General features: G+C 60.5%; 22 protein-coding genes and 2 pseudogenes. 6 read left to right on the top strand and 18 right to left on the bottom strand.

Translation table 11 applies throughout. The features are described from left to right. The first annotated feature begins 338 nt into the window (after positions 1–338). The 3 genes from M0D66_RS07355 (at position 339) to M0D66_RS07345 (ending at position 3,821) form a co-directional block, all read left to right on the top strand. Positions 339–1,616 carry a paraquat-inducible protein A gene (locus M0D66_RS07355; protein WP_266210443.1) on the top strand — a complete coding sequence of 426 codons (1,278 nt, stop codon included), beginning with the start codon at positions 339–341 and terminating at the stop codon, positions 1,614–1,616. A 76-nt stretch (positions 1,617–1,692) separates the two neighbouring features. Then, positions 1,693–3,237 carry an intermembrane transport protein PqiB gene (locus M0D66_RS07350; protein ID WP_266210627.1) on the top strand — a complete coding sequence of 515 codons (1,545 nt, stop codon included), beginning with the start codon at positions 1,693–1,695 and terminating at the stop codon, positions 3,235–3,237. Further along, on the top strand, positions 3,234–3,821 hold the full coding sequence (locus M0D66_RS07345; protein WP_266210442.1) for a membrane integrity-associated transporter subunit PqiC: 588 nt from the start codon (positions 3,234–3,236) through the stop codon (positions 3,819–3,821). Before M0D66_RS07350 ends, M0D66_RS07345 begins: the two co-directional genes overlap by 4 nt. Positions 3,822–4,042: 221 nt before the next feature. Here the strand turns inward: M0D66_RS07345 and M0D66_RS07340 are convergent, their stop codons facing one another. Further along, the gene (locus tag M0D66_RS07340; protein WP_266210441.1) at positions 4,043–5,146 is read right to left on the bottom strand and encodes an alkene reductase; all 1,104 of its coding nucleotides are present in this window, start codon (positions 5,144–5,146) and stop codon (positions 4,043–4,045) included. A 432-nt stretch (positions 5,147–5,578) separates the two neighbouring features. Here M0D66_RS07340 and M0D66_RS07335 point away from each other — a divergent pair, with 432 nt between their 5' ends. Continuing rightward, on the top strand, positions 5,579–6,511 hold the full coding sequence (locus M0D66_RS07335) for a LysR family transcriptional regulator (protein ID WP_200654058.1): 933 nt from the start codon (positions 5,579–5,581) through the stop codon (positions 6,509–6,511). On the opposite strand, the gene M0D66_RS07330 is transcribed toward M0D66_RS07335, so the two are convergent. The 5 genes and pseudogenes from M0D66_RS07330 to M0D66_RS07310 form a co-directional block, all read right to left on the bottom strand. Next, a complete protein-coding gene (locus tag M0D66_RS07330; RefSeq protein ID WP_200654059.1) occupies positions 6,460–7,182 on the bottom strand; it encodes an SDR family oxidoreductase in 723 nt (240 codons plus the stop codon). The genes M0D66_RS07335 and M0D66_RS07330 overlap by 52 nt on opposite strands. Before the next feature lie 80 nt (positions 7,183–7,262). Continuing rightward, a complete protein-coding gene (locus M0D66_RS07325) occupies positions 7,263–7,937 on the bottom strand; it encodes a peroxiredoxin-like family protein (RefSeq protein ID WP_211708828.1) in 675 nt (224 codons plus the stop codon). Between the two features lie 225 nt (positions 7,938–8,162). Next, a complete protein-coding gene (gene tssJ / locus M0D66_RS07320; protein WP_244864114.1) occupies positions 8,163–8,774 on the bottom strand; it encodes a type VI secretion system lipoprotein TssJ in 612 nt (203 codons plus the stop codon). Between the two features lie 29 nt (positions 8,775–8,803). Continuing rightward, the gene (gene tssG / locus M0D66_RS07315) at positions 8,804–9,796 is read right to left on the bottom strand and encodes a type VI secretion system baseplate subunit TssG (protein WP_266210626.1); all 993 of its coding nucleotides are present in this window, start codon (positions 9,794–9,796) and stop codon (positions 8,804–8,806) included. A 74-nt stretch (positions 9,797–9,870) separates the two neighbouring features. Then, positions 9,871–10,713 (bottom strand): annotated as a pseudogene (locus M0D66_RS07310) (type VI secretion system baseplate subunit TssF); the annotation flags it as partial. On the opposite strand from M0D66_RS07310, the pseudogene M0D66_RS07305 reads away from it, so the two are divergent. After that, positions 10,676–11,422 (top strand): annotated as a pseudogene (locus tag M0D66_RS07305) (AAA family ATPase); the annotation flags it as partial. The pseudogenes M0D66_RS07310 and M0D66_RS07305 sit on opposite strands and share 38 nt — an antisense overlap. Next, positions 11,419–11,853 carry a type VI secretion system baseplate subunit TssE gene (gene tssE / locus M0D66_RS07300; protein WP_200653620.1) on the top strand — a complete coding sequence of 145 codons (435 nt, stop codon included), beginning with the start codon at positions 11,419–11,421 and terminating at the stop codon, positions 11,851–11,853. The pseudogene M0D66_RS07305 and the gene tssE, both read left to right, overlap by 4 nt. 131 nt (positions 11,854–11,984) lie before the next feature. On the opposite strand, the gene M0D66_RS07295 is transcribed toward tssE, so the two are convergent. The 12 genes from M0D66_RS07295 to M0D66_RS07240 all read right to left on the bottom strand — a co-directional run bounded on the left by M0D66_RS07295 (position 11,985) and on the right by M0D66_RS07240 (position 26,676). Then, positions 11,985–12,764 (bottom strand): cyclase family protein, encoded by a 780-nt coding sequence (locus M0D66_RS07295; RefSeq protein WP_093641468.1) that lies wholly within the window; start codon positions 12,762–12,764, stop codon positions 11,985–11,987. Between the two features lie 70 nt (positions 12,765–12,834). Continuing rightward, positions 12,835–14,334, bottom strand: a complete 1,500-nt coding sequence (locus tag M0D66_RS07290; protein ID WP_266210440.1) for an indolepyruvate oxidoreductase subunit beta family protein — start codon at positions 14,332–14,334, stop codon at positions 12,835–12,837. Between the two features lie 16 nt (positions 14,335–14,350). Beyond that, the gene (locus M0D66_RS07285; RefSeq protein WP_093641474.1) at positions 14,351–16,561 is read right to left on the bottom strand and encodes an indolepyruvate ferredoxin oxidoreductase subunit alpha; all 2,211 of its coding nucleotides are present in this window, start codon (positions 16,559–16,561) and stop codon (positions 14,351–14,353) included. A gap of 209 nt (positions 16,562–16,770) precedes the next feature. Next, complete coding sequence (locus M0D66_RS07280; protein ID WP_093641477.1) at positions 16,771–17,679, bottom strand: LysR family transcriptional regulator; 909 nt, start codon at positions 17,677–17,679, stop codon at positions 16,771–16,773. A 379-nt stretch (positions 17,680–18,058) separates the two neighbouring features. Then, on the bottom strand, positions 18,059–19,180 hold the full coding sequence (locus M0D66_RS07275; protein ID WP_234487961.1) for a porin: 1,122 nt from the start codon (positions 19,178–19,180) through the stop codon (positions 18,059–18,061). Between the two features lie 96 nt (positions 19,181–19,276). After that, positions 19,277–19,579, bottom strand: coding sequence for a Zn-ribbon domain-containing OB-fold protein (locus M0D66_RS07270; RefSeq protein ID WP_266210439.1), 303 nt, complete (start codon positions 19,577–19,579; stop codon positions 19,277–19,279). Continuing rightward, on the bottom strand, positions 19,576–20,742 hold the full coding sequence (locus tag M0D66_RS07265) for a thiolase family protein (protein ID WP_266210438.1): 1,167 nt from the start codon (positions 20,740–20,742) through the stop codon (positions 19,576–19,578). The genes M0D66_RS07270 and M0D66_RS07265 overlap by 4 nt, the downstream gene beginning before the upstream one ends. Before the next feature lie 14 nt (positions 20,743–20,756). Then, positions 20,757–22,082, bottom strand: a complete 1,326-nt coding sequence (locus tag M0D66_RS07260) for an MFS transporter (RefSeq protein ID WP_093641488.1) — start codon at positions 22,080–22,082, stop codon at positions 20,757–20,759. A gap of 126 nt (positions 22,083–22,208) precedes the next feature. Next, positions 22,209–23,834, bottom strand: coding sequence for an ATP-dependent acyl-CoA ligase (locus M0D66_RS07255; RefSeq protein WP_266210437.1), 1,626 nt, complete (start codon positions 23,832–23,834; stop codon positions 22,209–22,211). Positions 23,835–24,059: 225 nt separating this feature from the next. Then, positions 24,060–24,311 carry a DUF4148 domain-containing protein gene (locus tag M0D66_RS07250; RefSeq protein ID WP_167378475.1) on the bottom strand — a complete coding sequence of 84 codons (252 nt, stop codon included), beginning with the start codon at positions 24,309–24,311 and terminating at the stop codon, positions 24,060–24,062. Between the two features lie 103 nt (positions 24,312–24,414). Then, positions 24,415–25,203, bottom strand: a complete 789-nt coding sequence (locus M0D66_RS07245) for an alpha/beta fold hydrolase (protein ID WP_200653617.1) — start codon at positions 25,201–25,203, stop codon at positions 24,415–24,417. Positions 25,204–25,239: 36 nt separating this feature from the next. Further along, positions 25,240–26,676 (bottom strand): amidohydrolase, encoded by a 1,437-nt coding sequence (locus M0D66_RS07240; protein WP_266210436.1) that lies wholly within the window; start codon positions 26,674–26,676, stop codon positions 25,240–25,242. Between the last annotated feature and the right edge of the window lie 133 nt (positions 26,677–26,809).

Raw genomic sequence — 26,809 nt, 5'->3', positions numbered from 1 at the left:
GGCGATCGGGGCGTTTTCACACGCCCCAGGTCGTGTGCTGCCTCGACCCTTTACGTCGGGAGCGCAACACTTCTAACACGTGCGTATTGCCCTGATCGCAGTGAAACTCCGCGAACAATACAAACCGTCTATCCGGTTTACATCGAGTATTTGCAGTGCTACGCTGAGGCCTCACCTGAATCGTCCGCTCTGGGACCTCCCAGAAAGACACGTTCGAAGGCAACGGCCAATCGGCCCCAACCCCGTCGAGTTAGCCGATGCCTACTCCCTTACGACCCTCACCCCGAAAGCCAGACCGGGGCGTTTCTCGATCGTGTTTCCACGAGCGGATGCAGAAGATGAACAGAGACAACTTGATCGCCTGTCACGAATGTGACTTCCTTCAGCGAGAAGCGCCGCTCGTTGAACGCGGTACTGCGCGATGTCAACGATGTGGTGCTGCGCTCTACCGATACCGAAGCGCGCCGATGTCGCACGACTGGGCACTGGCGTTCACCCTAGCCGCGGCGATCCTCTTCGCTGTTGCCAACCGCTTTCCGATCTTTGAACTCTGGGTCAATGGGGCATCTGTCCAAACCACCCTTTTCGGCGCAGCGTCCGCGCTTTACGCCGATGGCATGTGGCCGATTGCGGGCCTTGTGTTCGTGACCACGCTTCTGATGCCTTCATTGAACATAGCAGCGGTGATCTATCTTCTCCTGCCGCTGCATACAGGCGGCTTTCCCCACAAGCCTGAAATTGTTCTTCGTGTGCTGCGGCACGTTGCACCATGGGGAATGATTGAGGTGCTGATGGTGGGGATGCTGATCGCGCTCGTCAAACTCCAGCACATCGCGACAGTCGTCCCCGGGGTAGGCGCGTGGGCGTTCGGAGCCGTGATGGTTCTGCTTGCCGCTACGACGGTTGCGTTTGACCCCCGTGAACTATGGGCTCGCATCGACACGTTGCGTCGCGACGTCGGCATCTCACACGCACAGAATGCACGCATCACAGCAGCAACTGCCGCACGTGCTGGCCTGTTCGCCTGCCACGATTGCGGCCTGCTCTCAAAGCCGCTTTTCCCCGATGTCCACGCCGGAATCTGCCCACGTTGTGGCGCAGTGCTGCACTCGCGCAAGCCCAATAGCCTGGTTCGCACGTGGGCATTCCTGTTCGCCGCCATGGTCCTTTACATCCCCGCCATTCTGCTGCCGGTGATGGTCACCGGTACCTTATTTGGCGCCCGCTCCGACACGATCCTGAGCGGCGTCGTGTTGCTCTGGACCTCCGGGTCGTGGTTGCTGGCAACAATCGTTTTCATCGCAAGCATCGTGGTGCCCGTGCTCAAAATTCTTTCGTTAGCCTATCTCGCCTGGAGTACCCAGTTGCGCTCTCCGCAAATTCCCCACCAACGTACGCGTATTTATCGAGTCATTGAGTTTGTCGGTCGCTGGTCGATGCTTGATATCTACGTGATCACTATCCTTGTCGCCTTCGTGCAATTCGGTTCGATCGCAACAATCGACGCAGGTCCCGGATCGATCGCTTTCGGCGCGGTAGTCGTGCTGACCATGTTCGCCGCGTTGTCATTCGATCCTCGGCTCATCTGGGACGCAGTGGAGTCAGAACGTGAATGAATTGTCCGGACAGAAAGATGACCAGGATACGTCCGGTTTTCCGAGCGCCGTTGCTGTCAAACATTCGAAGTGGCGCATGCAGCTCGTGTGGCTGGTGCCCATAGTCGCCGTGCTGATCGCCGGCTGGCTGACCGTGAAGTCCGTCATGCAAACAGGCCCAACTATCACAATCAGGTTTTCCACTGGCGAGGGTATTGAGGCCGGCAAGACGAAGATCAAGTTCAAGAACGTCGATGTTGGCGTAATCAGGAACGTTGAACTCTCCGACGATCACAAGACGGTACTGGCAAGCGCTGAAATGTCCCGCAACGCTTCCAGCATGCTCGTCGACGATACCCGCTTCTGGGTCGTTCGGCCGCGTATATCGGGCGGCACGGTATCGGGCATCGGCACGTTGTTGTCCGGCTCCCACGTCGGAATGGATATCGGTACATCGCAAAAGGCGCGACGCGATTTTGTCGGACTCGAGTCACCGCCAGTACTCGCTTCCGGCGCACCGGGGCGGGAGTTCGTGCTTAAGAGTGAAAACCTCGGCTCGCTCGATGTCGGTTCGCCGGTGTTCTTCAGAAGGCTTCAGGTTGGCCAGATCGTCTCCTACGCACTCGATCCCGAAGGCGCGGGCATGATCGTCCACGTCTTTGTCAATGCGCCTTACGACAAGTACGTGACGAACGACACCCGCTTCTGGCATGCAAGCGGCGTCGATGTGACCGTGGATACAACGGGCGTGAAGGTGGACACCGAATCATTGGTATCGATTCTGATTGGTGGCCTTGCATTCGAGAGTCCGCCCGACACAAATAGTAGAGTTGAAGCCGATGCCCTGCACCAGTACCCGCTTTTCCTCAATCGAACCGAGGCGACGAAGCGGCACGACACAATCACCGACAAGTACGTGTTGAACTTCAAAGAGTCTGTGCGTGGGCTTACCGTGGGCGCACCCATCGACTTTCGCGGGATCGTCATCGGCGAGGTATCGGCGATCAACACACATTTCGATCCGGCTACCCGGGAGTTCAGTATCCCGGTCGAGGTCAACATTTTCCCGGAGCGCCTCATCCCACGCGACGAATGGAAAGACCAAGGTGGTCAAATATCCTCCGCGCGAAAGGAGTTTGCGGACTACCTGGTCTCAAAGGGGCTACGGGCACAACTGAGAACAGCGAGCCTGCTGACGGGACAGCTGTACATCGCGATCGATTTCTTCCCCTCCGCACCGAAAGTGACCATGGACTGGAGTAAAAAGACGCCGCAACTGCCCACTGTGCCAGGCAATCTGCAAGGACTTCAGGAATCCATTACCGATCTCGTCGCGAAGCTGAACCGTATTCCTTTTGAAGGAATAGCCACGGACCTGCGCAAGACACTGGGCGATGCGGACACGCTGTTGAATACGATCAATACGGATATTGCGCCAGACGCAAAAACGACGATGGCTGCAGCCCGTGAAGCACTCGCGTCTGTGAATCGCACGATGCAAAGCGATTCGCCCTTACAGCAAAGCACCGCCGACACCATGCGCGAAGTCTCGCGTGCTGCCGCCTCGATCCGTTCGCTTGCGGAATATCTCGAACGCCATCCCGAAGCGCTGATCCGTGGCAAAACCGAGGACAAGCCATGAGCCTACGTTCAGCATTCCCTGTATCGATGATCGCGCTTGTTCTTGCCGCCGGATGCGCAACGTCACCGACGCCAGCGTTCTACACATTGAGCGCTGTCCAGCATATTGAGCAGCCGCCGGGCGCGAGTCCGATTGCAATCGCGATTGATCTGGTTACGGTTCCCGAACTAGTCGATCGGTCGCAAATAGTCACGAGGCTCGATGCGAACCGCGTCCGTATCGACGAGTTTGCGCGCTGGGCCGATCCATTGAAGAGTCAGATTCCCCGCGTACTCGCCGCGGATCTGGCGGAGATCATTCCGGGAGCAATCGTATCGACTGTTCCACAGCGCGCAAACGACATCGCCTACCGAATAACGGTTGACGTGCAGAACTTCGATTCATTGGCGGACGGTACGGTGACGCTGGTCGTCATCTGGTCGGTGCGTCCTCCAAACGGAGGAAAGCAGATTGCGGGACGTTCTGTCGTTCGTCAGAGCGCCGTCGGGTCAGGTTACGATGGTTTGGTGAAGGCACACAGCCGAGCCCTGTTGTCCGTAGCGAAGGATATCGCTGCGGCGACGCAATCGGCTTCGCGATTGTGAAAGCGCCGGGTGCGCGCTTTCGCGTCAGGAGAATACGCCCGTCAGCTTTTCATGAAAATCGCAAGGTCGATTAGAACCTTTCCCCTTGCCATGCGCTAAGTGAATCGCACAACGACCGGCACTACGTTAGCGCCGGTCGCTGCATCGTTCAGGCCGTACTTGCGTGAAGGGAGTCAGGTACCGGAATCCACCCTTTCGAACCCAGATGGTAGCGCGAAGAATTACGCCGCCTGCGTTTCAGCATGGAACGGATAGTCGGTGTAACCGCGCGCGTCGCCGCCATAAAAAGTACTGCGGTCATACCGGTTGAGCGGCAGATTCAACCGCAGACGCTCGGGCAGATCGGGGTTGGCGATGAAGTGGCGACCAAACGCTACGATGTCCGCGTGACCCGCTTCGATGATCGCGTCCGCAGTCTCTTTCGTGAAACCGCCTGCAGCGATTAGCGTGCCGCTGAACTTCGGGCGCAGATGGCGCGACGCGACCGGGTCATGAACTTCGCCGATCGTCTCCGTGCCCTTGATGCGTGGCTCGACCACGTGGAGATAGCCGATGCCGCGCTTGTCCAACTGCTCGGTCACGTAACCGAAGGTGGTTTCCGGATCGCTGTCATACATCGAGCCATAGGTGCCACTCGGTGCAATGCGCACGCCAACCCGCTTCGCGCCCCACACCGAAATCAGTGCGTCCGTCACTTCGAGGAAGAAGCGGGCGCGATTTTCAATCGGCCCACCGTACTCGTCGGTGCGAGCATTCGAACCGTCCTGGAGAAACTGGTCCGGCAGGTAGCCGTTTGCGCCGTGCAGTTCGACACCGTCGAAGCCCGCGCGCAGTGCCCGCTCGGCACCCCTGCGGAAGTCCTCGATAATGGCGGGGATTTCGTGCAGTTCAAGCGCACGGGGCATCGCGAATTCGACTTCGCCGTTCACCGAATACGCATGGCCTTCAGCTTTCAGCGCAGACGGAGCGACGGGCGCCGCGCCACCTGGCTGAAGATCCGGGTGAGACTGACGGCCTACATGCCACAACTGGAGGAAGATGCGAGCGCCTTTGGCGTGTACGGCATCCGTGATCCGGCGCCACCCTGCGATCTGATCGTCGGAGTAAATTCCCGGGGCCATTGCATAGCCGTAGCCCTGCACCGAGACGGGGGTTGCCTCCGTGACGATGAGACCACCTTTGGTTGCGCGCTGCGTGTAGTACTCAACCATCAGATCGCCCGGCACGTCGCCGGGCTCCGAACGCATGCGTGTCAATGGCGCCATCGCGACGCGATGGGAAAGCGTGTAAGGACCTACTTTGACGGCTGAAAACAGCTTGCTCATGGAGTTACTCCTTGCGAATCAGTTAGCACCGGCTTGCGGTACGAGTGCGGTAACACGTTCGATGGCTCTTGCAACTGCGGCAGCGAGCCACAACGGCGATTTGCTGTCAGACGAGCTCCTGGTAGCGGTTCGCCAGACACAGAAGCATCGTCGTTGAATTGAACGAGCCAGGGTAGGCAGCGCGACCGCATAACAGTCATTCCCTTGGGGCATATCGGGTGAACTTCGTCTCGATCGATGAACGACCTACCGCGCAAGGGAAGGCGCTGAGGATAAGAACGCGTTACCGTATGCCTGTGCGGAATGAGTGCTATGCCGGCGCTACTGAAAACAGCGTGACGAGGTGGTGTATCTTCCGGCAAACAGGTTTCGTCGCGCGTGTTCGACGGTGCGACGAACGAACCCCAAACATCTGTTCCAGGAGGGACGACCGTGGACCGACTGACAGCTATGGAAACGTTTGTGTGTGTGGTGGAGTCCGGCTCTTTTTCAGCGGCAGCGCGGCTGCTGGATGTTGGGCAGCCCGCCGTTTCCAAGTCCATCGCGCAACTCGAAGAGCGGCTTGCGGTTCGACTACTGCTCCGCTCGACGCGCGGGTTGACGCCGACCGAAGCGGGCCACGCATTTTACGAGCGCGCAAAACGGGCGATCGAAGAGGCGGACGAGGCCGAGGTTGCGGCAAGAGGATCGGCCGGCGCCATTTCGGGTCGTCTCAGGATTTCAGCAGCGGTGACCTTTGCGCGGATTCATATCCTTCCGCAGCTCCAGACATTTCTTGATCGACACCCTGAACTCAACATCGACATTGTGCTCGACGACGAGAACATCGATCTGCTGGAACGCGGCATCGACGTTGCACTCAGGATGGGGGTGCTTGGCGACTCGAACATGACTGCACGCAAGGTCAGTCACGGTCGGCGTTGCGTCGTCGGCACGCCGGCATGGTTCGCAAAGGCCGGCGAACCGCGGGCTCCTGCGGATCTGCTATCGCATCAGGCGATCGTGTATGAGCAAGGCGGCGGCGGAAGCGTGTGGTCGTTCAGGCAAGGCAATTCGGAAACGGCCATTGTCGTGACCGGGCGCGTTCGCGTGAACGCCGCGGAAGGCGTACGCGCGGCCGTGCTCGCCGACATGGGCGTCGCGATCGCTTCGGAATGGATGTTCACGCCGGAACTCGCAAGTGGTGCCGTCAAACGCGTGCTGCCCGACTGGGAATTGCCGGGTATCGACCTGTGGGCAGTTTTTCCCAGTGGGCGCATGGTCAGTGCAAAGGCACGCGCTTTCGTCGCCTGGATCGAGGAGATATTCGGCCCTCAGATTGAAGCCTTGCCGATCGAGGCGCCGCCGTCGACAAACAACGTTTGACCCGTAATGAAAGCAGCATCGTCGGACAGCAGGAAAGTGATCGCTGCGGCAATCTCGTCTGGCTTGCCGAAGCGTTTCATTGGGACGGCGGAGAGATAGCGCTGCTCCCCTTCGCTGCCTGGCGCGTTGTTGGCTCTGAACAGTTCGGTTTCCGTGGGACCGGGCGCGACGGAATTGACCGTGATGCCGGTGGTCGCCAGCTCAAGCGCCCAGGAGCGCGAAAAACTCACCAGGGCGGACTTGGCGGCCGCATAAGCCGTACGTTCCACGATGCCAAGAACAGTGAGGCTCGTAATGTTGATGATCCGCCCCCAGCCTTGGTTGCTCATATTGGGCAGGAGTGCTTGCGCCGCTTGTATAGCGGGATGAAGATTGAGCGACATAACGGAGTCGAGCGTGTCCAGATCGATGGCGCCCAGCCTCTGCGGTTTGACGAGGCCAACGTTATTGACCAGGCCGTCGAACTTGTATTCCGCCACAAGCCTATCGAGCACAGCCTGCGTTTTCACGCGGTCGGACAGGTCGACAGACACGAGCGTTCCTGGGAAGCCAGGGTCGTCTGCCTGACGCGCCAGTCCCACAACCCGGTGCCCGTCTGCGTTCAGCCGCGCTGCGACGGCTCTGCCGATGCCTTTGCTGGCACCGGTTACAAGAAAAGTGCGTGATTTCATATTGCCTCGATGTTGATGGTCCGGCTTGCCTGTTCAATCGTTCCCGGCGGTTATCCGGCCGGGAACGAAGCAGGACCGAATCAGGATGCCGAAACAACCTTCTTGCGGAGAACCGGCAACATATCCTGAGGCTCAGGACGATGCGTATAGTCAGGGTTGACTTCCGAGTACAGGATCGTTCCGTCTTGCCCGACCACGTAGCGCGCCGGCATCGGCAACGTCCAACTGTCGTCCCCGTTGAACGCTGGCAGATCGTTCTTGAGGTTCTTGTACAGATCCACGAGATAGTCGGGCAAAGCAAAGCGGATGCCGAATGCGGCAGCCACATCGTTGTGCGTGTCGCTCAGGATCGGGAAATTCAGCTTGTTGGTGCGGACAGATTTGCGGCTGTTCACGGCATTCTGCGGTGAGATCGCAACCAGGCTTGCACCCTCGGCCTTGAACGACGGCAGCGCTTCTTCAAGGGCCGTCAGTTCAAGATTGCAATACGGACACCATACGCCACGGTAGAAGCTGATCACGAGTGGCCCCTGCTTCAGCAGGTCGACAGACGACACCGGTTTGCCGTCAGGATCATTGAGGATGAATTCCGGTGCTACGTCGCCTGCTTTGAGAGCGCGTGCGGCCTGTCCGGACGCCACGAGTTCGGCCGTCGCACGTTCCATGATCGGATGGATTTCCGGCGGTGCAAAGAATGGGGCTTTGCCGCCTTTGAAATCGGCCTTGAATGCGTCGAGCCTGGCTTGAAGTGACATGACAATCTCCTTCCTGATGATGTTTAACGCACAGTGCGTAGGAGGGATCGTCCGGCAATGCAAACCGGTGGAGAAGACAGCGCGGATGCATAACTGTCATTCCTGCTGGGCATAGGGGTGATGGCTGGATTTACCCTCGACCGTGCGCCGATGCGCGCCGCCCAGGTTGAACAGGTAGCCTGCCGTCGCGTACGCTCCGCACTAACACAAACGGCATGTGTTCGCTCACCCCGCCTGCGTTCCATACTCCGTGATTACCGCCGGTTTCGGCTTCGGTGGATTCGGCACGCTCTGCTGCGGCGCGTTACGCTTGATCGTGTCATCCGTCGCACCAACGAGATTTAGCGTGTTGTCGCGCGCCTCGATCTTCACCGGGTCCGTCTTCTTCCACTGCTTTTTCGGAATCACCAGCTTCCACGACGAGTCTTTGCCGGCGTCGCGGAAGAACGCGACCACGCCGACGTACGCCGCATCACTGCTCATTGGCTCACTGATGCTCGCGCTCGCCTCCGGACGCAGGACGACATCTTTGGTCGCGAGCAGATCGGCCTTCAGCGCCGCAAGGTCATTTGTCTGCAACTGCGTGTAGTCGAGTTGCTGGAAGGCCTGCGGTGTTTTCAGTTGATAGATCCGCACCACCGTCGACAATGATTGCCCCGCGCCGTTTGCGTTTAGTGACGACCGGCTGACGAGATCCATGTTCATGGTCTTGACCTGCGTCGTGAACGCCCATTTCGCTGCGTCCACTGTACTGTCCTTCACTGCCTGCCCTACGCCGCAGCCTGCGACGGCAAGCACGGCTAACGCCGCTGCGCCGATTCGAAGCTGTCGCTTCATTCTGTTGATCCTTTTGTGTTCCATATCCGTTAAATACCGCGCCCGTGCGTCGCACGCTCCTCGTTGGCACGTCGTTCGCTGCCCCCTGTCCATTCGCCAAGCTGCACGCGCGTGACTGCAGCGACAGAATCGTGCCTGCGGGGCTGCGCCAACTGGGTGGTGTAACCCAAGCTGACCTGATCTGAATTCAGTTGCTGGGCCGGCATGAGCTCCGCACTGACGTGCATTTCCAGGTGCGCCCTCGCCTCATAGCCCAGGTAAAAGCGCAGCAGCGCCATGAGTTCATGATGATGGGTCCGCCCCGGCATCAGTCCGAGCACCGATTCACGCGTCTGGGGTGTAATGATCACGCGCACAGCATTGGCCCGGTCATAAAAACCGCGGCCAAGCAGACAGCCCTCACCCAACGCTCCCGGCGAGTAATCGTCTACGCGGATCCATACAGGATGGAACTCCTCCACCGTGATGCGTGCATCAGGCACGGCATGCTGCAGCACACCCTTCAGTCCTTCAGCCGTGCGCGTCTTCTGACCCGCAAGCCCGAGCATCGACAACAGCTTGCGCGGGCCGACCGCCTGTGCGATCTCCGATGTGCCAATGCCGAGTCCCGGGAAGCTCAGCAGATAGCGCGAAATCTCGTCGGTGCCCCCGCTCCTGAAGCCGGCCGGGTAACGATACTTTCGCCACACGCGGTAGTACTGCGTAACGACCCGGTGATGGAAAAGGTCAAGAAAACTCGACATCGGGTCGGCGCCGTCGCGGTTCTGCGCGACTTCTTCGACGAAATACGACGGCATGCGCGCGTCGACCCCGTACAGGCCAAGAAACGTCGTGCGAACGGCCGGTGGCGCCGACGGGTTGTCCAGATCGTATTCGACCGCGTCGATTTCACGGTTCGGAAATCCGATCCGCGCCCGCGATCGAAACCGCACTGGCTCTGTAGCGGGCGAATCGCTCGCACCCAGCGGCGGCTTGTCGGGAGCGGCAAGTTCGATCAGCTCGCAGAAGCGGAAGAAGTTCATCCGCGTCGCATCGTCGAGCAGCGCCGGCAGCAACTGCCGGTCCGCGTATGACGGAAACTCCTTGCTCGGTGCGTTCAAAACGGTGCTCCTTCGCCCTTCGTATCCGGCCATTCAATGCGGCGGCCAGTGGGCTGCGACACAATCACGAGCTTTGTGAACAGGTTCAACGTCGCGTACAGCCCAAGAAAACGGTTGAGCATCCCACCAAACAGTTCGATGTCGCCCTCGCCGGCAAACCGGTTGCTGTCGAGCGTCACCTCGATTTCAACGCCACGCTGCAGCCCGCCCTTCACGAGCTTCTGCAACAGCCGGTGCTGCACGTCGGTGATGGCATCGATGCGGCGTTTGTTCATCTCGCCCTCGGTCCAGTCGTACAACGCGAGCGCGCCGCGCAGAATTTCCGGGTTCAGCAGCGACAGGTAGTTCGGCGCGAGATGCGACAGCACGCGCCACTGGAAGCGGTCGCCGGTTGGCGGGTACACCGGTAACGTCGGCGCAGTCAGATTGCGCACCGAGCCAATGTTCGTGAAGCCGCTGCGCATGCGGGTGATACCCGCTTCGCGAAGGCCCTTGCGCGGCAACAGCCCGTTAGTGCCCGTCACCGACAGTGACAGCGTTTCCTTCGGCAACGTCACCTGATTCTCCCAGGCGTGGCCGCCGAGGACCACCCATGTGTCGAACCGTCCCGATGGCCCGCGTCGCACACGCGTATGGAAATACCGTTCGGGCATTTCGTGGCGCAGCATGCCGCCGCGATGACGGAACGAAGCGAACGGCGCGTACTCGAAGCGCTGGCCCGATCCCGCCTCGAAGCCCTGAACGGTATCGACCGAATACACGTCGACATTGTCCCCATGCTGCTCGATCGAGTGAACGCGATACCAGGAAGCCCATACCGTCTCACAGCTCAAAGGCTCTCCGCCGGGATACGTCGGGTATGGCCAGGGTGGCGTACTCACGGAAGCCGTCCGACAACGCCCATATAGCGTGATCCTGCTCGATGAAGTCGAGAAAGCCCATCGCGACGTGTTGAACCTCTTTTATCAGGTGTTCGACCGCGGCTTCATGCGCGACGGTGAAGGCCGCATCATCGACTTCCGCAATACGGTGATCCTGATGACGTCGAATCTCGGCAGCGAGCAGATCATGGCGGCCAGAGACGCTGTCGCCGAAGCCGGCGGCGAACTGAGCACCGGCATGTTGATGGAAGCAATCCGCCCGCTGCTGATCGAGCACTTCCAGCCGGCACTGCTCGCGCGCTTCCAGACGGTCGTGTACCGGCCGCTGTCGGACGCGGCGTTAGCGTCAATCGTGCGGATGAAACTCGACAAGGTAGCACGGCGCATCGAGCGCCGCTTCGGCGTGCCACTCGTCTGCAACGATGCACTGGTGAGCGAACTCGCGCACGCGTGCCAGTTGCCTGACTCCGGCGCACGCAACATCGACAGCCTGCTCGATCAGCAGATCCTGCCTGTGCTCTCGCGGGAATTGCTGGTGCGGATCGCAAGACATCGTCTGCCGCGCGCGACATCTGGTGGGAAGCTTCCGCGGGCGATCCGGCTGTCGCTCTCGGATGACGACGGCATCACCGTGGAGTTCGATGACGCAGCGGAGGCGCTGACATGACGCGTGGGGGACCAGGGCTCTTCGAGTTGGTGACCGGGCACTTCGCAAACGGCACGGTCGTCGACGACTTCGATGCGCAAACACAGACCTTCTTCTCCGTACAGGACAACATCCAACGCATCCTGAACAGCCGTCGCAATGGACTCGCACACTTACCCGATTACGGACTCGACGATCTGTCGGAGATCTATCGGCATCTGCCATCGTCCGCGCACAAGCTCAAACATGCCATCGAAGTGACGCTGTTGAAATACGAACCGCGCCTTGAATCGATCACTATCGATATCGAGGATACCGAACCCGGCATGCTGCTCAGCTTCACGTTGGGTTGCCAGTTGCGTCAGAGCGGACTGGTGCGCTTCGGCACGCACTTCACGCCGGACGGGCAGACGCGACTCAAGATGCTGCAGGCGGAACGCGATCGCGATTGACGCTGCGGGCCCGCAACCGGTGGTACAGCGGAGCGCTCCGTTACAAAGGCCGACGGTTACTTCACTGAACGATGCGTGACGCGGGAAGGCAGCAACCGCGTCGCCGTTCGGAACGGATTTACCTCATCAACCTAACTCGCCACCAAAGCAAGTACTCGAAGCGGACTGCCTGAGCCATCCTTAATCTTAAGCGGAGCCGAAACGATGATCGCGCCGACCGGCGGCAGAAGATCGAGGTTGGTCAAGCATTGAAGACCGTAGCGATTTGCGCCGTGCATTAACGTATGGCACGGGTAAGGGATTGGCCAGGCATAAGCCTGCCCCGCGTCGGTGTTGATTGTCTCCACGCCAAAACCATGAACGTCGCGTTCGTGAATCATCCACTCCACCGCTTCCTGCGTTGGACCCGGCGTGTGCGCCCCATCGTCTCTCAGACTTAGAAATTCAGCCGGATCGGTACGCTTTGACCAGTCGGTACGGAATAGAACCCACGCGCCCGCAGGTATCCGGCCGTGTTGCTCTTCCCACCTCCTGAGATAGTCGGAAGTCAGCAGCCAGTCCGAATTCCCAGCGACCTCCGCGCTCGCATCGACTACGACCGCCGGCGCCACGAAGTTGTGTGCATCGATCGTATCGACCGAGTTATGCGGATGATCCTTTCCAGTTACCCAGTGCACAGGCGCATCGAAATGCGTTCCCGTATGCTCGCCACAGGAGAAATTGTTCCAGTACCAGCCCGGCCCCTTCTCGTCATAGTGGCTGATCGTTTCCATCTTGAACGCCCACACCTGCCCGAACTGCGGAGGGAGTTGAAGCGCGGGAAACTCCGGTGACAGTATCTGCGTGAGGTCGACCACTCGCACATCTCCACGAGCAAGGCCGGAAGCTAGTTCACTAAGAGCGGAATGCATCGGTTAATCTCCTTGGCTGAGAAGCTATTACACGCATACGGAGCAAGCACTTCGCTCGTTCCAGTCGCACTTATGCAAGAGCGTACCGGCGCAGCGTTTCACGCAGCCGGTTGCCGTGTTCATCGGCGAGAGCGGCGTCGCGCAATTCGCGCAGCGTGGCAGGCGCAATTCTCGCGCCCGCCTTGACGACCGCCGCCATCACCGTCTGGTAGTTCTTCAGGCCGCGCGCGTGCGTGTCGCTGTAGCCCTTCACGAGACGCTGGCACTGCGCGACCTCGATGGCGAGCGCCGGATTCAGCTTCGCTGCCTCGATGATTCGCTCCAGCCAATCTTCAATGCGCGCGTTCTCCAGCTGGTAGCGTAGCGTGCTGCGGCGCATGCCGCGCAGACGCGAAACCGCATACAGCGTCAGATAGCCGCGCAACGAACTCGTTGTCACGACGCGTCCCGACCGTGCAAACCGTCGCACCAAACGATGTACCCAATGCGGCCGGGTGAGCCAACGGCCAAGCGCAGCCGGCAGCGTTTCGCAGATTTCCTCGATACGCGGGTGCATGAACTCGTTGATCGCGAGCAGCTGATTCTCCCCGGCGCGCACTTCGCCGCGCACCCGTTCGAAGCGCGAGCCGCGCGTCTTGAGGTCAGCGACACGGATGGTGTCTTCGTACGACATCCACAGCGCGAGATAACGCGCGGTTTCGCGCAGCAGCGTCGCGTCGTCGACGGGCAGCGCACGGCGCAGTTCGGAGAGACGATCCAGATAGAACGCTGCGTAAGTGGAGTCCTGGTAGTCGATCAGGCGACGCACCCCTTCGATCGCGAAGGTCTGCGCCTCGGGCGGCAATTCGGCCAGCACGCGTGCGAGCAGTTTCACGGCCACCGGATGGCTGGGCACAGCCGGCGGTACAACCTCGGCCTTCGCGCCTTCTGTTGCTTCATCAGCCCCACCGCGAAGATAGGCCAGGTCGAACGCGCGCAAACTCGGCTTCACACCGACACCGCCACGCTCGATCGTTTCCTCGAACTGCTTGCGGCTAAAGGGCAGCACGCCCGTTCCGGCCAGCGCGCCGAACAGCACCGCGCTGATCAAACTGCCAGTCGTCTCGGCGGCCTCTGCCATGTCGAAGCGGACGAAGCGCTTTGCCGCCTGCTTCGCGTGGGCGATCAACGTATCGCTGTCCACGCGGCCATCGCCCATTGCAGCCTTTTCAGCGATCGAATAGACGCGGTGCGTGGACGTCACCAGCGTCGTGCGGTCCGCCGTTACGAGACCACGCTGCACTGCGCGCCCAGCCTCCATAAGCTCAGACGCGAGCACGACGTCAACATCTCCGGGCAACGGCATCAGCGCGAGTACCGGCGTGCGGCTGTTCGAGTCGGTCAAGTCGCGCGGGAACAGTTCGACATAATAGATCGTTGCACCGGTCCGTTGCGCGACGCCCGGCACCGACGTGGTCTGCGCGTAGTAACCGTTGTGCTCGCCGAGATCGACAATCCAGTCGGCCAGCACCCCGCCGCCTTCGCCACCCATGGCGAGAACGGCAACCTTGATGGGCTGAGCGTTGCTCATCTATTTCCTTCCTGAATCAGAACGCGAGGCGTGCGCGACGCTGAGCATCACGACGTTGCAGCCAGCCGATCACCACATTGCGTACTCGTTGACGCAGCTTGTCGACACGCGTCGGATTGCTGACGATCTGCGCGCGATAGAACGAGGGGCACAAGACAGCTGCATGCGATACCTCACCGCATAGCCCGCAACCGACGCAACTGTCAAGCACGCTCGCAACCGGATCGGTACGAAGCGGATCGGGATTCGGCTTGATCGACAGCGACGGACAGCCGGATAAGCGGATGCACGAGTGGTCGCCAGTACAGGTGTCAGAGTCGACACCGAAGCGCTCGCGCACTACGCGCTCGCCCGCGGCAATCGCCTTGCGGGTCTTCGGTTTTTCACGGCGCTGCTTGTTCAGCATGCATTCGCTCTGCGCGATCAGCACCTTGGGTCCTTTCGAGCTGGTGGTAAGCGCTTCCTTCAGCGTCGCCATCATCGTCTTCAGGTCATAAGTACGACGCACCGTCTTCACCCACTTCACGCCGACCCCGCGTACCGCCTGCTCTATCTCGTGACCGGTGCTGCGCGTCGGATTGAGTGCTGTCGACGACAGAATGTCCTGGCCGCCCGTGGCCGACGTGTAGCTGTTGTCGACCACAATCGTCAGGTTGTCACTCCTGTTGAACACCGCGTTCGCAATACCGCTCGTGAGCCCGTTATGCCAGAAACCACCGTCCCCCATCACAGAGATCGCGCGCTTGTCAGCGCTCGCGTTGAGCGCGGAAGCACTCGCGCTGCCGAGACCATAGCCCATGGTCGTCGCGCCCAGGTTAAACGGAGGCAGAATCGAAAACAGATGGCAACCGATGTCGGCGCTCACATGATGCGCGCCGAGTTCACGTTCGACGAGCTTCATCGCCGTAAAGATCGGGCGCTCCGGACAGCCGGTGCAGAACCCGGGTGGACGCGCATGCACATTAGCGTCGAGCGCCGCGACGGGATCGAGCAGAGTGAGCTCAGCTTCCACCGCTTCAGCGGGCTCCGCCATCGCGAGAGGCGTGGAAGAGACGGCCAATACCGGAATGACTTTCCGGGGAACAGGTTGCGGTTCGAGCACGCCATAGCGCTCGAAGAATGCACGCAAGCCCTTGAGCACGGTCGCAGTGTTGTACTCACCAGCAAGCGGCAGCATGTCCTTGCCGTGCAACGCCACGGTCGAACCGCACTGCCGCAGAATCGAACTGGCATTCTGCTCGACGAAATTCGGCTGGCCTTCTTCGATCACCAGCACGGCACGCTTGCCTTCGCAAAAGCGCTCCCATTCGGAATCGATGAGCGGATACGCAACGTTCATCACGTACAGCGGGATTTCCGAATCGCCGTACACGTCAGCGAGGCCGAGGCGTTCTAACGCGCGCATAACCGTGTTGTAGCTGCCACCCTGCATTGCGATGCCAATCTCGCCAGCGTCCGCCGAGAAGAACTCGTTGAGTTGCCGCTCTTCGATGAACTTGACCGCGGCCGGCCAGCGCTCATGAATTTTCTCGCGTTCATGCATAAAACTCGCGGGAGGCAGCACGATACGGTTAACATCGCGGCTCGGGTTTTCGAGTGCGTCCTTGATCGAGAACGCCGCGCGGCGATTGTCCGAGGCAATGAACTGGCCATGCACATGGCAAGCGCGGATGCGCAGTTGCAGCATGACCGGCGTATGACTCGCCTCCGACAAATCAAAACCGTCTTTCACCGCCTGCACGATGCAAGGCAAGTTCGGCCGCGGGTCCAGCAGCCAGATCTGCGACTTCATCGCGAACGCGTGACTGCGCTCCTGCATGATCGATGAACCTTCGCCGTAGTCTTCGCCAACGATGATGAGCGCGCCGCCCGTCACGCCACCCGACGCCAGGTTCGCAAGCGCGTCAGAGGCGACGTTGGTGCCAACCGTCGCCTTGAACGTCACGGCCCCGCGCAACGGATAGTTGACCGACGCGGCCAGCGACGCGGCAGCCGTGGCCTCGCTCGCACTATTCTCGAAGCGGATGCCGTGATCGCTGAGGATGTCTTGCGCGTCAGCCAGCACGTCCATCAGGTGTGAAATGGGCGCCCCCTGATAGCCGCCCACGTACGCGACTCCGGATTCCAGCAGCGCCTTGGTCACGGCCAGGATGCCCTCGCCGCTGAATAGTTCGCCTGCACCCAGACGCAGCTTCTTCACCTCTTCGACAAACGACCGCTCAGCCATGGCGTCTCTCTACCTTCCAGATTTATGCAATGCAGATGCCCGCAAGGACTTTCAGCCCAATCCTTCATGTGTGGACTCATCCAGACTCGTGGATTAGTCGACACCGAAGTGCGTCTTTCAATGCAGCCCAGTATAGGTGGCGAAGGAGAGTCAGCCTAATCAATCAAATTCGAACCGTGCATAAAATCGTTTATGACGACCGTGTGCTATCAATCTTCGTGAAGGCTATCGATAATCACCGAGCGGAGCCAGCGATTGCCCTCCTCCGACTCGAATGCATCGTGCCAATGCACGGTAACTTCCACTTCCGGGATTTGGACTGGGAGTGGATAGATAACAAACTCGCCTCGCTCGTTGAACAGGCGCGCCACCCTCAGCGGCAACGTGACCATCCAATCCGTGCGCCGGATGATCTGCGGGACAACCGTGAAGTGAGGCACACGTAACGCGATTCTCCGGTGCAAACCTTCCGCCTGCAGCAGGTGTTCTATGTTGCGATGGCTGCTCTCGCTCGATCCAACGGAAATGTGCGACAGGGAAAGAAATTTCTCACGGGAGATCTGTCTGGCAGGCAAGCCTGTGCGCTTACGCGTCATGCAAACATAAGGCTCATGAAACAGCAGCGCGTATTGTGTCGTCAGCTTGAGGGCCGGCATATTGCCGACTGCAAAATCCAGTTGCCCGAGCCTGAGCCTTTCTTCAGCGTCAGCGATGGGAATCTGCTGCACCGAGAGCCTGACGAACGGCGCGGTTTGCTGAAGCTTGGTGCACAGAATCGGCAGAAAAACCTGCTCGCCAACGTCGGACATCGAGAGATGAAATTCCCGGCTGCTGGCAGCCGGGTCAAAGCGGTCGCCATGACGGAATACTTCGCGTAGCGAAGAGATCGCCCGATTGACAGGTGCAGACAGCTCCGTCGCGGTTGGGGTGGGCAGCATCTCCCCGGTGGTGCGCACAAAGAGCGGATCGTCGAAGAGCGAGCGAAGCCTCCCGAGCGAGTAACTGACCGCGGGCTGTGACAGACCCAGCCGCTGCCCGGCACGCGTCAGGCTGCGCTCCTCCAGAATTGCCTGAAAGACACGCAGGAGGTTCAGGTCAACGTCGTTGAAGTCCACCACAATGGATTCCTTGCTCTTAAAGATCACCGGCGTGACGATTACACGCCCGTACTTCTTGCAAACGCATGGGGCGGTCGCCGATCAGGAACTGTCTGAAATGAAAATAGCGGCCTGGCGCGCGCAGGGGCCACGCCGTCCACGCCAATGCGGAACGGCGGCGCCGGTCATTATTGTAGACGCGTCAAGTGATGGTGGGGTCGTATGATCGGGCGACGAGAGCGCTGTTTGCAAACAGACGCTTGACGAGTTGTGGCTCTGGTCGCACTGTCTTTTTCATTGTGAGCTGACCTGGAAGCGCAGGCCAGCTTCGTGCTCATTCAACCGAAGATATGCGTTCGGTCGTGGTTACCGCTAGAGCGGATACAGTCCCGCCCGAAACTCAGAATTTCTTTCGAATCCCGAGCCGCAATGCCACCTGGTTGGCCGAGCTCGACGCCGCCAGCACGGGAGCGAGATCGGCAACCGCGCCGCCCCCCGCTCGCATGTAAGTCGCACTCGCGTAGACATCGGTCGACTTCGACAGGAAATAGTCCGCGCTGGCGTCTGCCTCGTGATAGTGCGGGGCTTGCCCGGTTGCGGACACGTTGCCTTCTGTATAGCTATACGCGACGCCGAGCTGCAACGCGGGGGTGATCATATAGCTGCCCACGATTTCAGCGATGTTGAAGGTCACGTGCCCACCGATCTTCGCACCCAGACTGGGGTCGAGATTGCCGAACTGTGTGTGGGTCCAGTCCGCCGTGATGCGCGCGGGTCCCATCCCATAGGACGCCGCGACACCGAACACCTTGTAGCTGCCCGCCGCGAGACCGTAGTTACCATCCACTGTGTTCCCGGCTGTCCAGACGCCGTCCGGCACTGCCGTAGCCGGATGATCGATCGACGTATACGCGCCGACGAGCTGGAGATTGCCGGTCGCGTATTGCAGTGCAAACGACTTCGCGCTGTTGCTGGCGAAGTTGCCCGGCGCGCCGCCGAAACTGTAGATGCCGACACCTGTGAGACCCGCGAAGGTCGGCGACACGTACTTAACCGCGTTTTGCAGACGAAAGTCGATGCCGTTGTTGTCGAGATCCCCCGGATGCGGGAACAGTATCCCGCCGGGCAAGGTTCCGTTAGCCGACAGCGCGCCGATATAGTCGCCAATCGCCTCACCCTGGCGACCGAGCGTCAGCGTACCGTAACGGTCGTTCGACAGCCCCACGTAAGCGAGGCGGCCGAACTCGCGCCCGCCCTGGCTGAGCGCGCCGTTGTTGACGTTAAAGCCGTTCTCCAGCCGGAACAGCGCGGAAGTGCCGCCGCCGAGGTCCTCGACGCCTTTCATCCCCCACCGATTGCCTTGCGAGATACTGCCTTGCATTTGCCACGCGCTGTGCCCGCCCTGGTTGCTGGACCAGGTGAGACCATCGTCAATGATGCCGTAGATGGTGACGCTGCTCTGCGCATGCGCCACCTGACAAATTGATAGGATACCGAATGAACAGGCAAGCAGCTTTTTCATGAATTCTCCAATTCCCGGTGAGCGTTTTTTAGGGTGGTGTAACTGAACGGCTAGTAACGCCGCGCCGCCTCGCGAAAGCGGCCGCGCGGCGGCATGTCAACCGCGTCGGGCAACGATCCGGTGTTGTGCATCCAGCGCGAGACTGACTGCATCACCGGTTTCCACAGGAGAGTCGAGACGCGCGATGACAATCGGTCCCGCTTCTGTGGCAACGCTCGCCAGGTGGATGTCAACGCTGTTATCCGCGCCCACTCGATGCCGGACGGCGGTCGCCGCCTTCACGGTGCCGCCCTCTGCGTCGAGCGCCGACCACTCGGCGCCCCCACAAGACGGGCACAGGTAGCGAGCCGGAAATAGCGTGGTGCCGCAGTGCGTACAGCGGAAAACTTTTATGCTCATTGCGCGCCTCGATCGAAAGCTTCAAGCACCACCGCATTCGCACACATACCGTAGCGATACTCGACCATGCCATAGCCGCTGACGAGCGCCCGCCGGGCACCCGCTACCTGCCGCTCGCCGGCCTCACCGCGCAACTGTGTCAGGGCTTCGACAAGCCCGTGCATTCCACCAGCCGCGCCCGCCTGCCCTGCCGAAAGTTGTCCACCCGACGTATTGACCGGCAATTCTTCCGACGCAATGCGCGCGATCAGCGCACGCATGTCGCCGTCCGGCGCGAAGCCGAGGTCCGCCAATTGAACGAGCACCATCACCGGATAATCGTCGTACACGGACACGAGATCCATGTCGGCGGGCGTCATGCCTGCGTCGCGCCACAGAGTCGGTGCAAGTGCGGCAAGCGACGTCTGCAATCCATCGCCCATCTGGTGATCGGGGTTATAGCTGCAGCGCAGCGCACGCACCGCGACGTGCCGGTCGTGCTTCGCGAGGTCGGCTCGCGCGATAACGATCGCGTTCGCGCCGCTGACGACCGGCACGCAGTCGAAGCGTCCTAGCGGTTCAGCTATAAGCGGCGCATCCAGATACGCCTCGACGGTCAGCGGTGCACGATAGACAGCTTGCGGGTTGCGCGACGCCCACGCCCGCTGCGCGACACACAGCGCACCATAATCCGCGCGCGACAGGTCGTAACGTTGCGCATGCAACTGCGTCATCATCGCGAACAGCGCGTTCGGCCCACCGCTTTCGAGGGGCCGCAGCCAGGTGCGCGTCGTCAGGTTGTAATGGTCGACGAGTTGCTTGAAATCTGCCGGCTCGAAGCGATCCCCCGATACGAGCACGATCACGTTGGCGTCGCCGCACTGGATCGCGCGCACTGCATGTTGCAGCAGGTTGATTGCGCTGGCGCCGCCGTGACAGTCGTCCATGCACCAGCGTGGCGAGAACCCAAGGCGCCAGGCAACGTCGATCGCGTGATCCGGAGCAAGGGTGAACGATGCCACTCCCAGCCCGTCTACTTCATGGGCGGCAAAGCCTGATTGCGCCAGCGCCGCGGAGAACGCCTCCGCGAGCAGATCGCCTGTCGTGCCTTCCGGCGCCTGGCGGCGATAGGGAACTTCCACCCCGCCGCAAAGCAATACCCCGGCATGGTCGCGTGACTGCATGATCGATTTCCCCTTTAGCGTGCGGAGCGTTGCGCTGTTTCCCGCGCACAGAGAAGCGCCACGACGGTAATCGCACCCATCGCCATGAGCATCAGCGCAACCGGCCACGCCGCGTGGTACTTCGCGAGCAGCGCGGTGGCCACGAGCGGCGAGAGGCCGCCCGCGAATACGGAGGCGATCTCGTGGCCCAGCGCCATGCCTGAATAACGGACCTCCGTGCTGAACAGTTCGCCCATCAGGCTCGGCTGGGTCCCGATCATCGCACCATGACACACGCCATTGGCCAGCAGGAAAGCAAGCCAGATGAGCCCCGGCACCTTCGTGTCGATCAGCCAGAAGAACGGCAGCGCAATGACGATTAGCCCCACCGCGCCGATCATGTACACGGGCTTGCGGCCGATGCGATCGGATAACCGGCCCCACACCAGCATCATGCCCAGCTCGACGGTCATCGACACCATCACCCCCGCGAGCATGACCGAACTCGGCACGCCGATGAACTTCCCATACACAAGTGAGAAAGCAAGGAAGATATAAGAGCCGCCGTTCTCGGCCACGCGCAGGCCCATTGCGATCAGCAACTCCTTCGGGTGGCGGCGGATCGCTTCGAGCACGGGCGTGTGCGTCGTCTTGCCCGCCGCCGCTGCCTTCGCGAATTCAGTGCTTTCCGGCAACCTCGAGCGGATGTAGACGCCGACACCGAAGATCACAATCGATAGCAGAAACGGCACGCGCCAGCCCCAGCTCATGAACGTGTCGTGTGGCAGCTTTTGCACGAGAAAGAAAACCGCGGCCGACAACACAAAGCCGCCGCCCACACCGATCTGGCTCCAGGAGGCGTACATGCCGCGCTTTTCTGGCGGCGCCGACTCGCTGATCATCAATACACCACCGCCCCATTCACCGCCTGACGCGACACCTTGCAGCACGCGCAGCACGAGAAGGAGCGCCGGCGCCCACAGCCCGGCCTGGGCATAGGTCGGCAACAGGCCGATCAAAAACGTCGCGCCGCCCATGATCGATAGCGTCCACACGAGAGCGCCCTTGCGTCCGTAGCGATCGCCGATGTGGCCGAACAGTACGCCGCCGAACGGCCGCGCGGCAAAACCGACGGCAAAGCCTGCGAACGCGGCAAGCGTTCCGATCAACGGGTCGGTTCCTTTCGGAAAAAACAGTTCGCCGAACACCAGCGCGGCCGCAGTACTGTAGAGAAAGAAGTCATACCATTCGAGCGCGTTGCCTGCGACCGACGCCATGACTATGCGCCGCAACGACTTCTGATCGATCCCACCGCTGACGGCTTGTACGTCAGGCGCGGGAAAGGTTTGCGTGCTTGCCATACTGCCTCCGGTATGCCGCAGCGCGGCACGATATTGGGCTGGTGCGACGACTTATCGACTGCGAAACGGCTGAGCGTGAACGCGCCAGGCTGATGGTGCAGATGAGTAGCTCGCCAGGCTATGCCGCTAGGAACGCTTGAGCCGGTAGCCGGATTTTTCGAGGTCCCACGTGCTCTCTGTCACACCGGCCTCGCGCAGTTTGTATTTCTGGATCTTGCCGTTTTCCGTTCTCGGCAGCTCGCGCACGAAGTCAAGAAAGCGCGGCACGGCGAAGTACGGCAGACGTGGCTCGCAGTACTGGATCAGGTCCAGTGGCTCCAGCGTCGCGTTATCGCACAGCACGAGTGAGGCCATCACTTCATCTTCGGCGAGTTCGGAGCGCACAGCGAATACCGCGGCGATTTCAACCGATGGATGGCTCAGCAGAGCCTGCTCAACTTCATAGGACGAAATGTTCTCACCACGCCGCCGGATCGCGTCCTTCTGCCGGTCGATGAAACGGTAGTAGCCGTCTGCTTCGCGTACCACGCGATCCCCGGTGTGAAACCACAGATTGCGCCACGCTTCGACTGTCTTCTCCGGCATGCCGAAGTAGCCACTCGCGAGCGCGCATGGCTCGTCCGCCCGGACAATCAGCTCGCCAGCCTCGCCGTCCGGGACAGGATGGTCGTGCTCGTCGACGACGCGCGCATCGAAACCCTCCGTAAGTTTGCCCATGAAGCCGGGACGCTGTGCGTCGATGTGGGCGCCGATCACAAAGTTCGTTTCCGTCGAACCGTAACCGTCCAGCAATGCAATTCCACAACGCTCGGTGAACTCATGCTGGAACTGGCCCGGCACGCCCGGCGCTAGCGCAATGCGCACCCTATGTGCGCGTTCGTTCGGAGACACAGCGCGGCTGAGCAGAATCGGCACCATCGCACCCAGCACGGATGTGATGGTCGCTTTGGTCTCAACGAGCGCGTCGAAGAAACCACTCGCCGAAAAGCGACGATCGACGACAAGCTCGGCATCGTGCGTGAGCGCCTGAAAGAAGAAGTTCAGTGCATTCGTATGGAAGAGTGGCAGGCACGTATAGAGCACATCGCCGGCCGTGACGCCGAGATAATCTGCCGTGTGCCTGCCCCACCAATAAAACTGCGCGTGCGAACAGATCACGCCCTTTGACAATCCCGACGTCCCCGACGTGTACAAAATCGCGAGCGGATCGCTATCGGCAAGCTCTGCGGCTGCGACCGGTTCACTCCGCAGCGGCAACGGCACAGACCGAACGCTGTATGCCGGCGCTGCGCTCGGCTCTTGCCCAATCAGCCATACAGATTCGACTGCCAGGTCGCCGGGATCGAGTGCGTAAACGGCGTCGACGAGATGAGTTTCGGCAACGACCAGCCGTGCGCCAGAGTTGCGCAGAATGTGTTCGAGTTGCAAGCCGCGCGAAGCCGTATTGATCGGAACTGCGATCGCGCCGAGCCACGCGCAGCCCAGAATGATTTCCATGAACTCGCTGCGATTCGTGCAAAGCAGCGCCACACGGTCACCGCGTCCCACGCCTTGAACGGCCAGCGAACCTGCACGGCGCGTAGCGATATCGAGTGCCTCGGCGCCGGTCCATTGCGTCGAGCGATCAGAGAAAAGCGGTGCGTGCGGGTTTCGGGCTGCACGAGCAGCCAGCATTTCCGGCAGGGTAAGTCTCGTGGTGTTACTCCCCGGCGCCTGGCTGCAAATCGCAGCTGGCTTGTGGATGTTGCCCATGTCGTCCCCGCCTGAAATGTATGCAGGCGAGTCTAGGTTTCGCGACGGACATGTGTCAAATTCATCAATTTTGCTCTCGCTATCAATCTGGCGGATTTTGGGTGGCACGCTCAGCTCGTCCAACCGATCAGATTAAAGTCCGATTTTCCAGCTCGCCAATTCAATCTGTAATCCTTATAAACAATCGCCAAAAGCACCGCATGCGTGCCGAACCCTGTATTCCCACTACTGCGCTGGAACGGTGGAAATACCCCGGGTTGCGCGTTTGGCGTCGAGACGCTTTTCTGCGGCAATGAGGTCGTTTGGATAGTCATACCGTACTGCGTCGGGCTGATATCCAATCGCGACCAGTTCCCTGAGTTCCTGCGTCACCTTCGTCCGGGCCACAGCGCTATCGCTCGATGTTTGCGCGAACGCGCCCCCAGGGAGAAGAACCAGCGCAGCGGCAACCGACACCACAATCCGAGGCATGTTCATGATCCACACTCCTGGCGAGGCGCTAAAGGAGGTTGCGTCAGCCTCGCTCAGCCAAGTATAGGTGCGAATCTGCAACGACAGAAATGCGTCAAACTCTCGAAAGCTATTCGCAAGGATCGTCCGAATCCCCGGCAGACAAGCCCTCATTGATGGCAAACGCCAGGCCCGCCGGATTGTCCCGCATCATGAAGTGCCCCGCGTTCTGCACGATACTGACCACGATACCCATCCTCGATAAGCTAACCGCGTCGGGATGCGGCAGCGAGCGCTCGCCGAAAATCACTGAACGCGGCATTTCCAGCCGCAACAGCAATTCACGCCACGCCACTGAATCGCCTTCTACCAACGATGTCGCCGCACGATGGACTGCTCTGGCACAGGAGATCGCGAGAGCGCCCGCCCAAACGGGATCGCCCTCTCTCGACGCGGTCGCGACCGTTTGCGCGTGGCCGTACAACCAATAGTCAGATTCAGAGTAGGCCGCAATCTCGCGACTGAACAATCCTCCGCCCGCGTCAAGATTCGGCTCTGCGAGAACCAGACGGCGTACCCGGCGAGGCGCCATCGTAGCCGCAACGATCGCGACCGCCCCACCCATGCTGTGACCGAAGAGATCGACGTCTGTGTCGAGACTCCGAATGAGTTCGACGACGATTCGAGCATGGTCTTCGACACGATATCCGAAGCACTCAGGCCGGTCGCTATACCCGGATCCCAGCAAATCGACCAGAATGCTGCGCCGCCTCGTCAATGCCGGATCCGAGATCACTTGCGGGTAGTCGCACGAGGACGCGCAGCCAAGTCCGTGGATAAACACTAGCGGCGTGCCTACCCCTGGAATGTCATGGAATCGCAGCGTCCCGCTTTGCCCGGAAAGCTTGAGAGTGCGCACGGATGATCCTGGGTCGATATGCCGGGCCTGCGGTGTTCAGGCGGTCGCTTGGGTACGCGCCGGCGGGGGCAAGACTTCCGGCGGAATCGGGCAATCATAAGGCTTGCGCCCGCGCTTTTCGTCAAGCTCCACTTTTGCTGCGCGCAGCACATCCGGTTGGCCGACCAGATCGACGGCCGTGGCAGCCAGTGTCTGCGCGGCCAGCAACATGCCTCGGTGAGCCAGCGTCGCCTTGCCCTGCGAGACCATTTGCCACGAATGAAAACCTGTTCCCCATGCGAAGCAGGACGTCAGGCATTGCGTGGTCGGAACGACCCAGGTGACATCGCCAACATCGGTCGAGCCTGTCACCGGGCGCGCCATGTCGGCACGATACGGCTGGATGTCCGTAACGATCGGACGCGGGTCACGCAGCGCCGCCGCGAAGTGACGAGCGCTGTTCTCGAAATCATCAGACGAAATGGTCTGCTGAATCTGCCTCGCGAATTCGACGTCGCGATCGCTGACGTCGAAGCCGCCGAGCGCCCGCATGTTCCGGTCGAGAACCTGATCGAGCGTGTCGTTATGCAGCACGTTCGAGCACGCCTTGTCGAAAACGATCTCGAGACGCGTGCCGGTCATCAATGCGGCACCGGCCGCGATCTGTTTGACACGCTCGAACAGATCCCGCGCTTCTTCGCTGCGCGGTGCGCGCACCGTATAAAGCAGTTCGGCGAGTACCGGCACCACGTTGGTCGAAATGCCACCGGAATTGATGTAAGCGAAATGTACACGTGCCTGATCCGGCATGTGCTCGCGCAGATAGTTGACACCGATGTTCATCAGTTCAGCGGCGTCCAGCGCGCTGCGCCCAAGATGCGGCGCGAGAGCCGCGTGCGCGGCCTTGCCGTGAAAGCGGAAATACGCCTGTACGTTCGCGAGCGTGGCGTTCATGAACACCGAATTTGCCACCGACGGATGCCAGCTCAACGCGACGTCGAGGTCGTCGAACAATCCGGCGCGCGCCATAAAGGTCTTGCCGGCAGCAGCTTCTTCGGCGGGGCAACCGTAGAATCTGACCGTGGCGTCGATATTGTTGGCAGCAAAATAGTCTCTCGCGGCAAGTGCCGCGAGATGTGCGCCCGCGCCGAGCAGGTGATGGCCGCAGCCGTGCCCATTGGTGTTGACGCCGTCAGCGGCCGGTACGCAGACCAGCGCGCCGCTTTCCTGGCTCAGCCCGGCCAACGCATCGTACTCGCCCAGAAATCCGACCAGCGGGCCGCCGCTGCCCGCCTCCGCCACAAACGCCGTCGGCAGTCCGGCCACGCCACGCGTCACGCGAAACCCTTCTTCCTCAAGTAGCGCCGCGTGCAGTTCGGCAGAGCGATATTCGCTGTAGCGCATCTCGGCGTACGACCAGATTTCATTTGCCAGCTCAACGTATCGCTGCTGCTTTGCCTCGACGAGACGCTTCACCTGTGCTGCGTGCTCCACATAGCCTCCATTCTCTCAGGATCGGTAGTCGTTTCGAAAGATTCGCGCCGGTAAGCCGGCGCAAATTTTTCCACTTTCTGCTGGCGTAGAGTATGTCGACAGATAAGCGGCCAACAACTCAATGAAAGTGTTG

It is taken from the genome of Paraburkholderia sp. SECH2 (assembly GCF_030464795.1).
GTDB lineage: Bacteria > Pseudomonadota > Gammaproteobacteria > Burkholderiales > Burkholderiaceae > Paraburkholderia > Paraburkholderia aspalathi.
The sequence above is the reverse complement of the archived record's forward strand: the minus strand, read 5'-3'. Positions and strand labels throughout refer to the sequence as shown.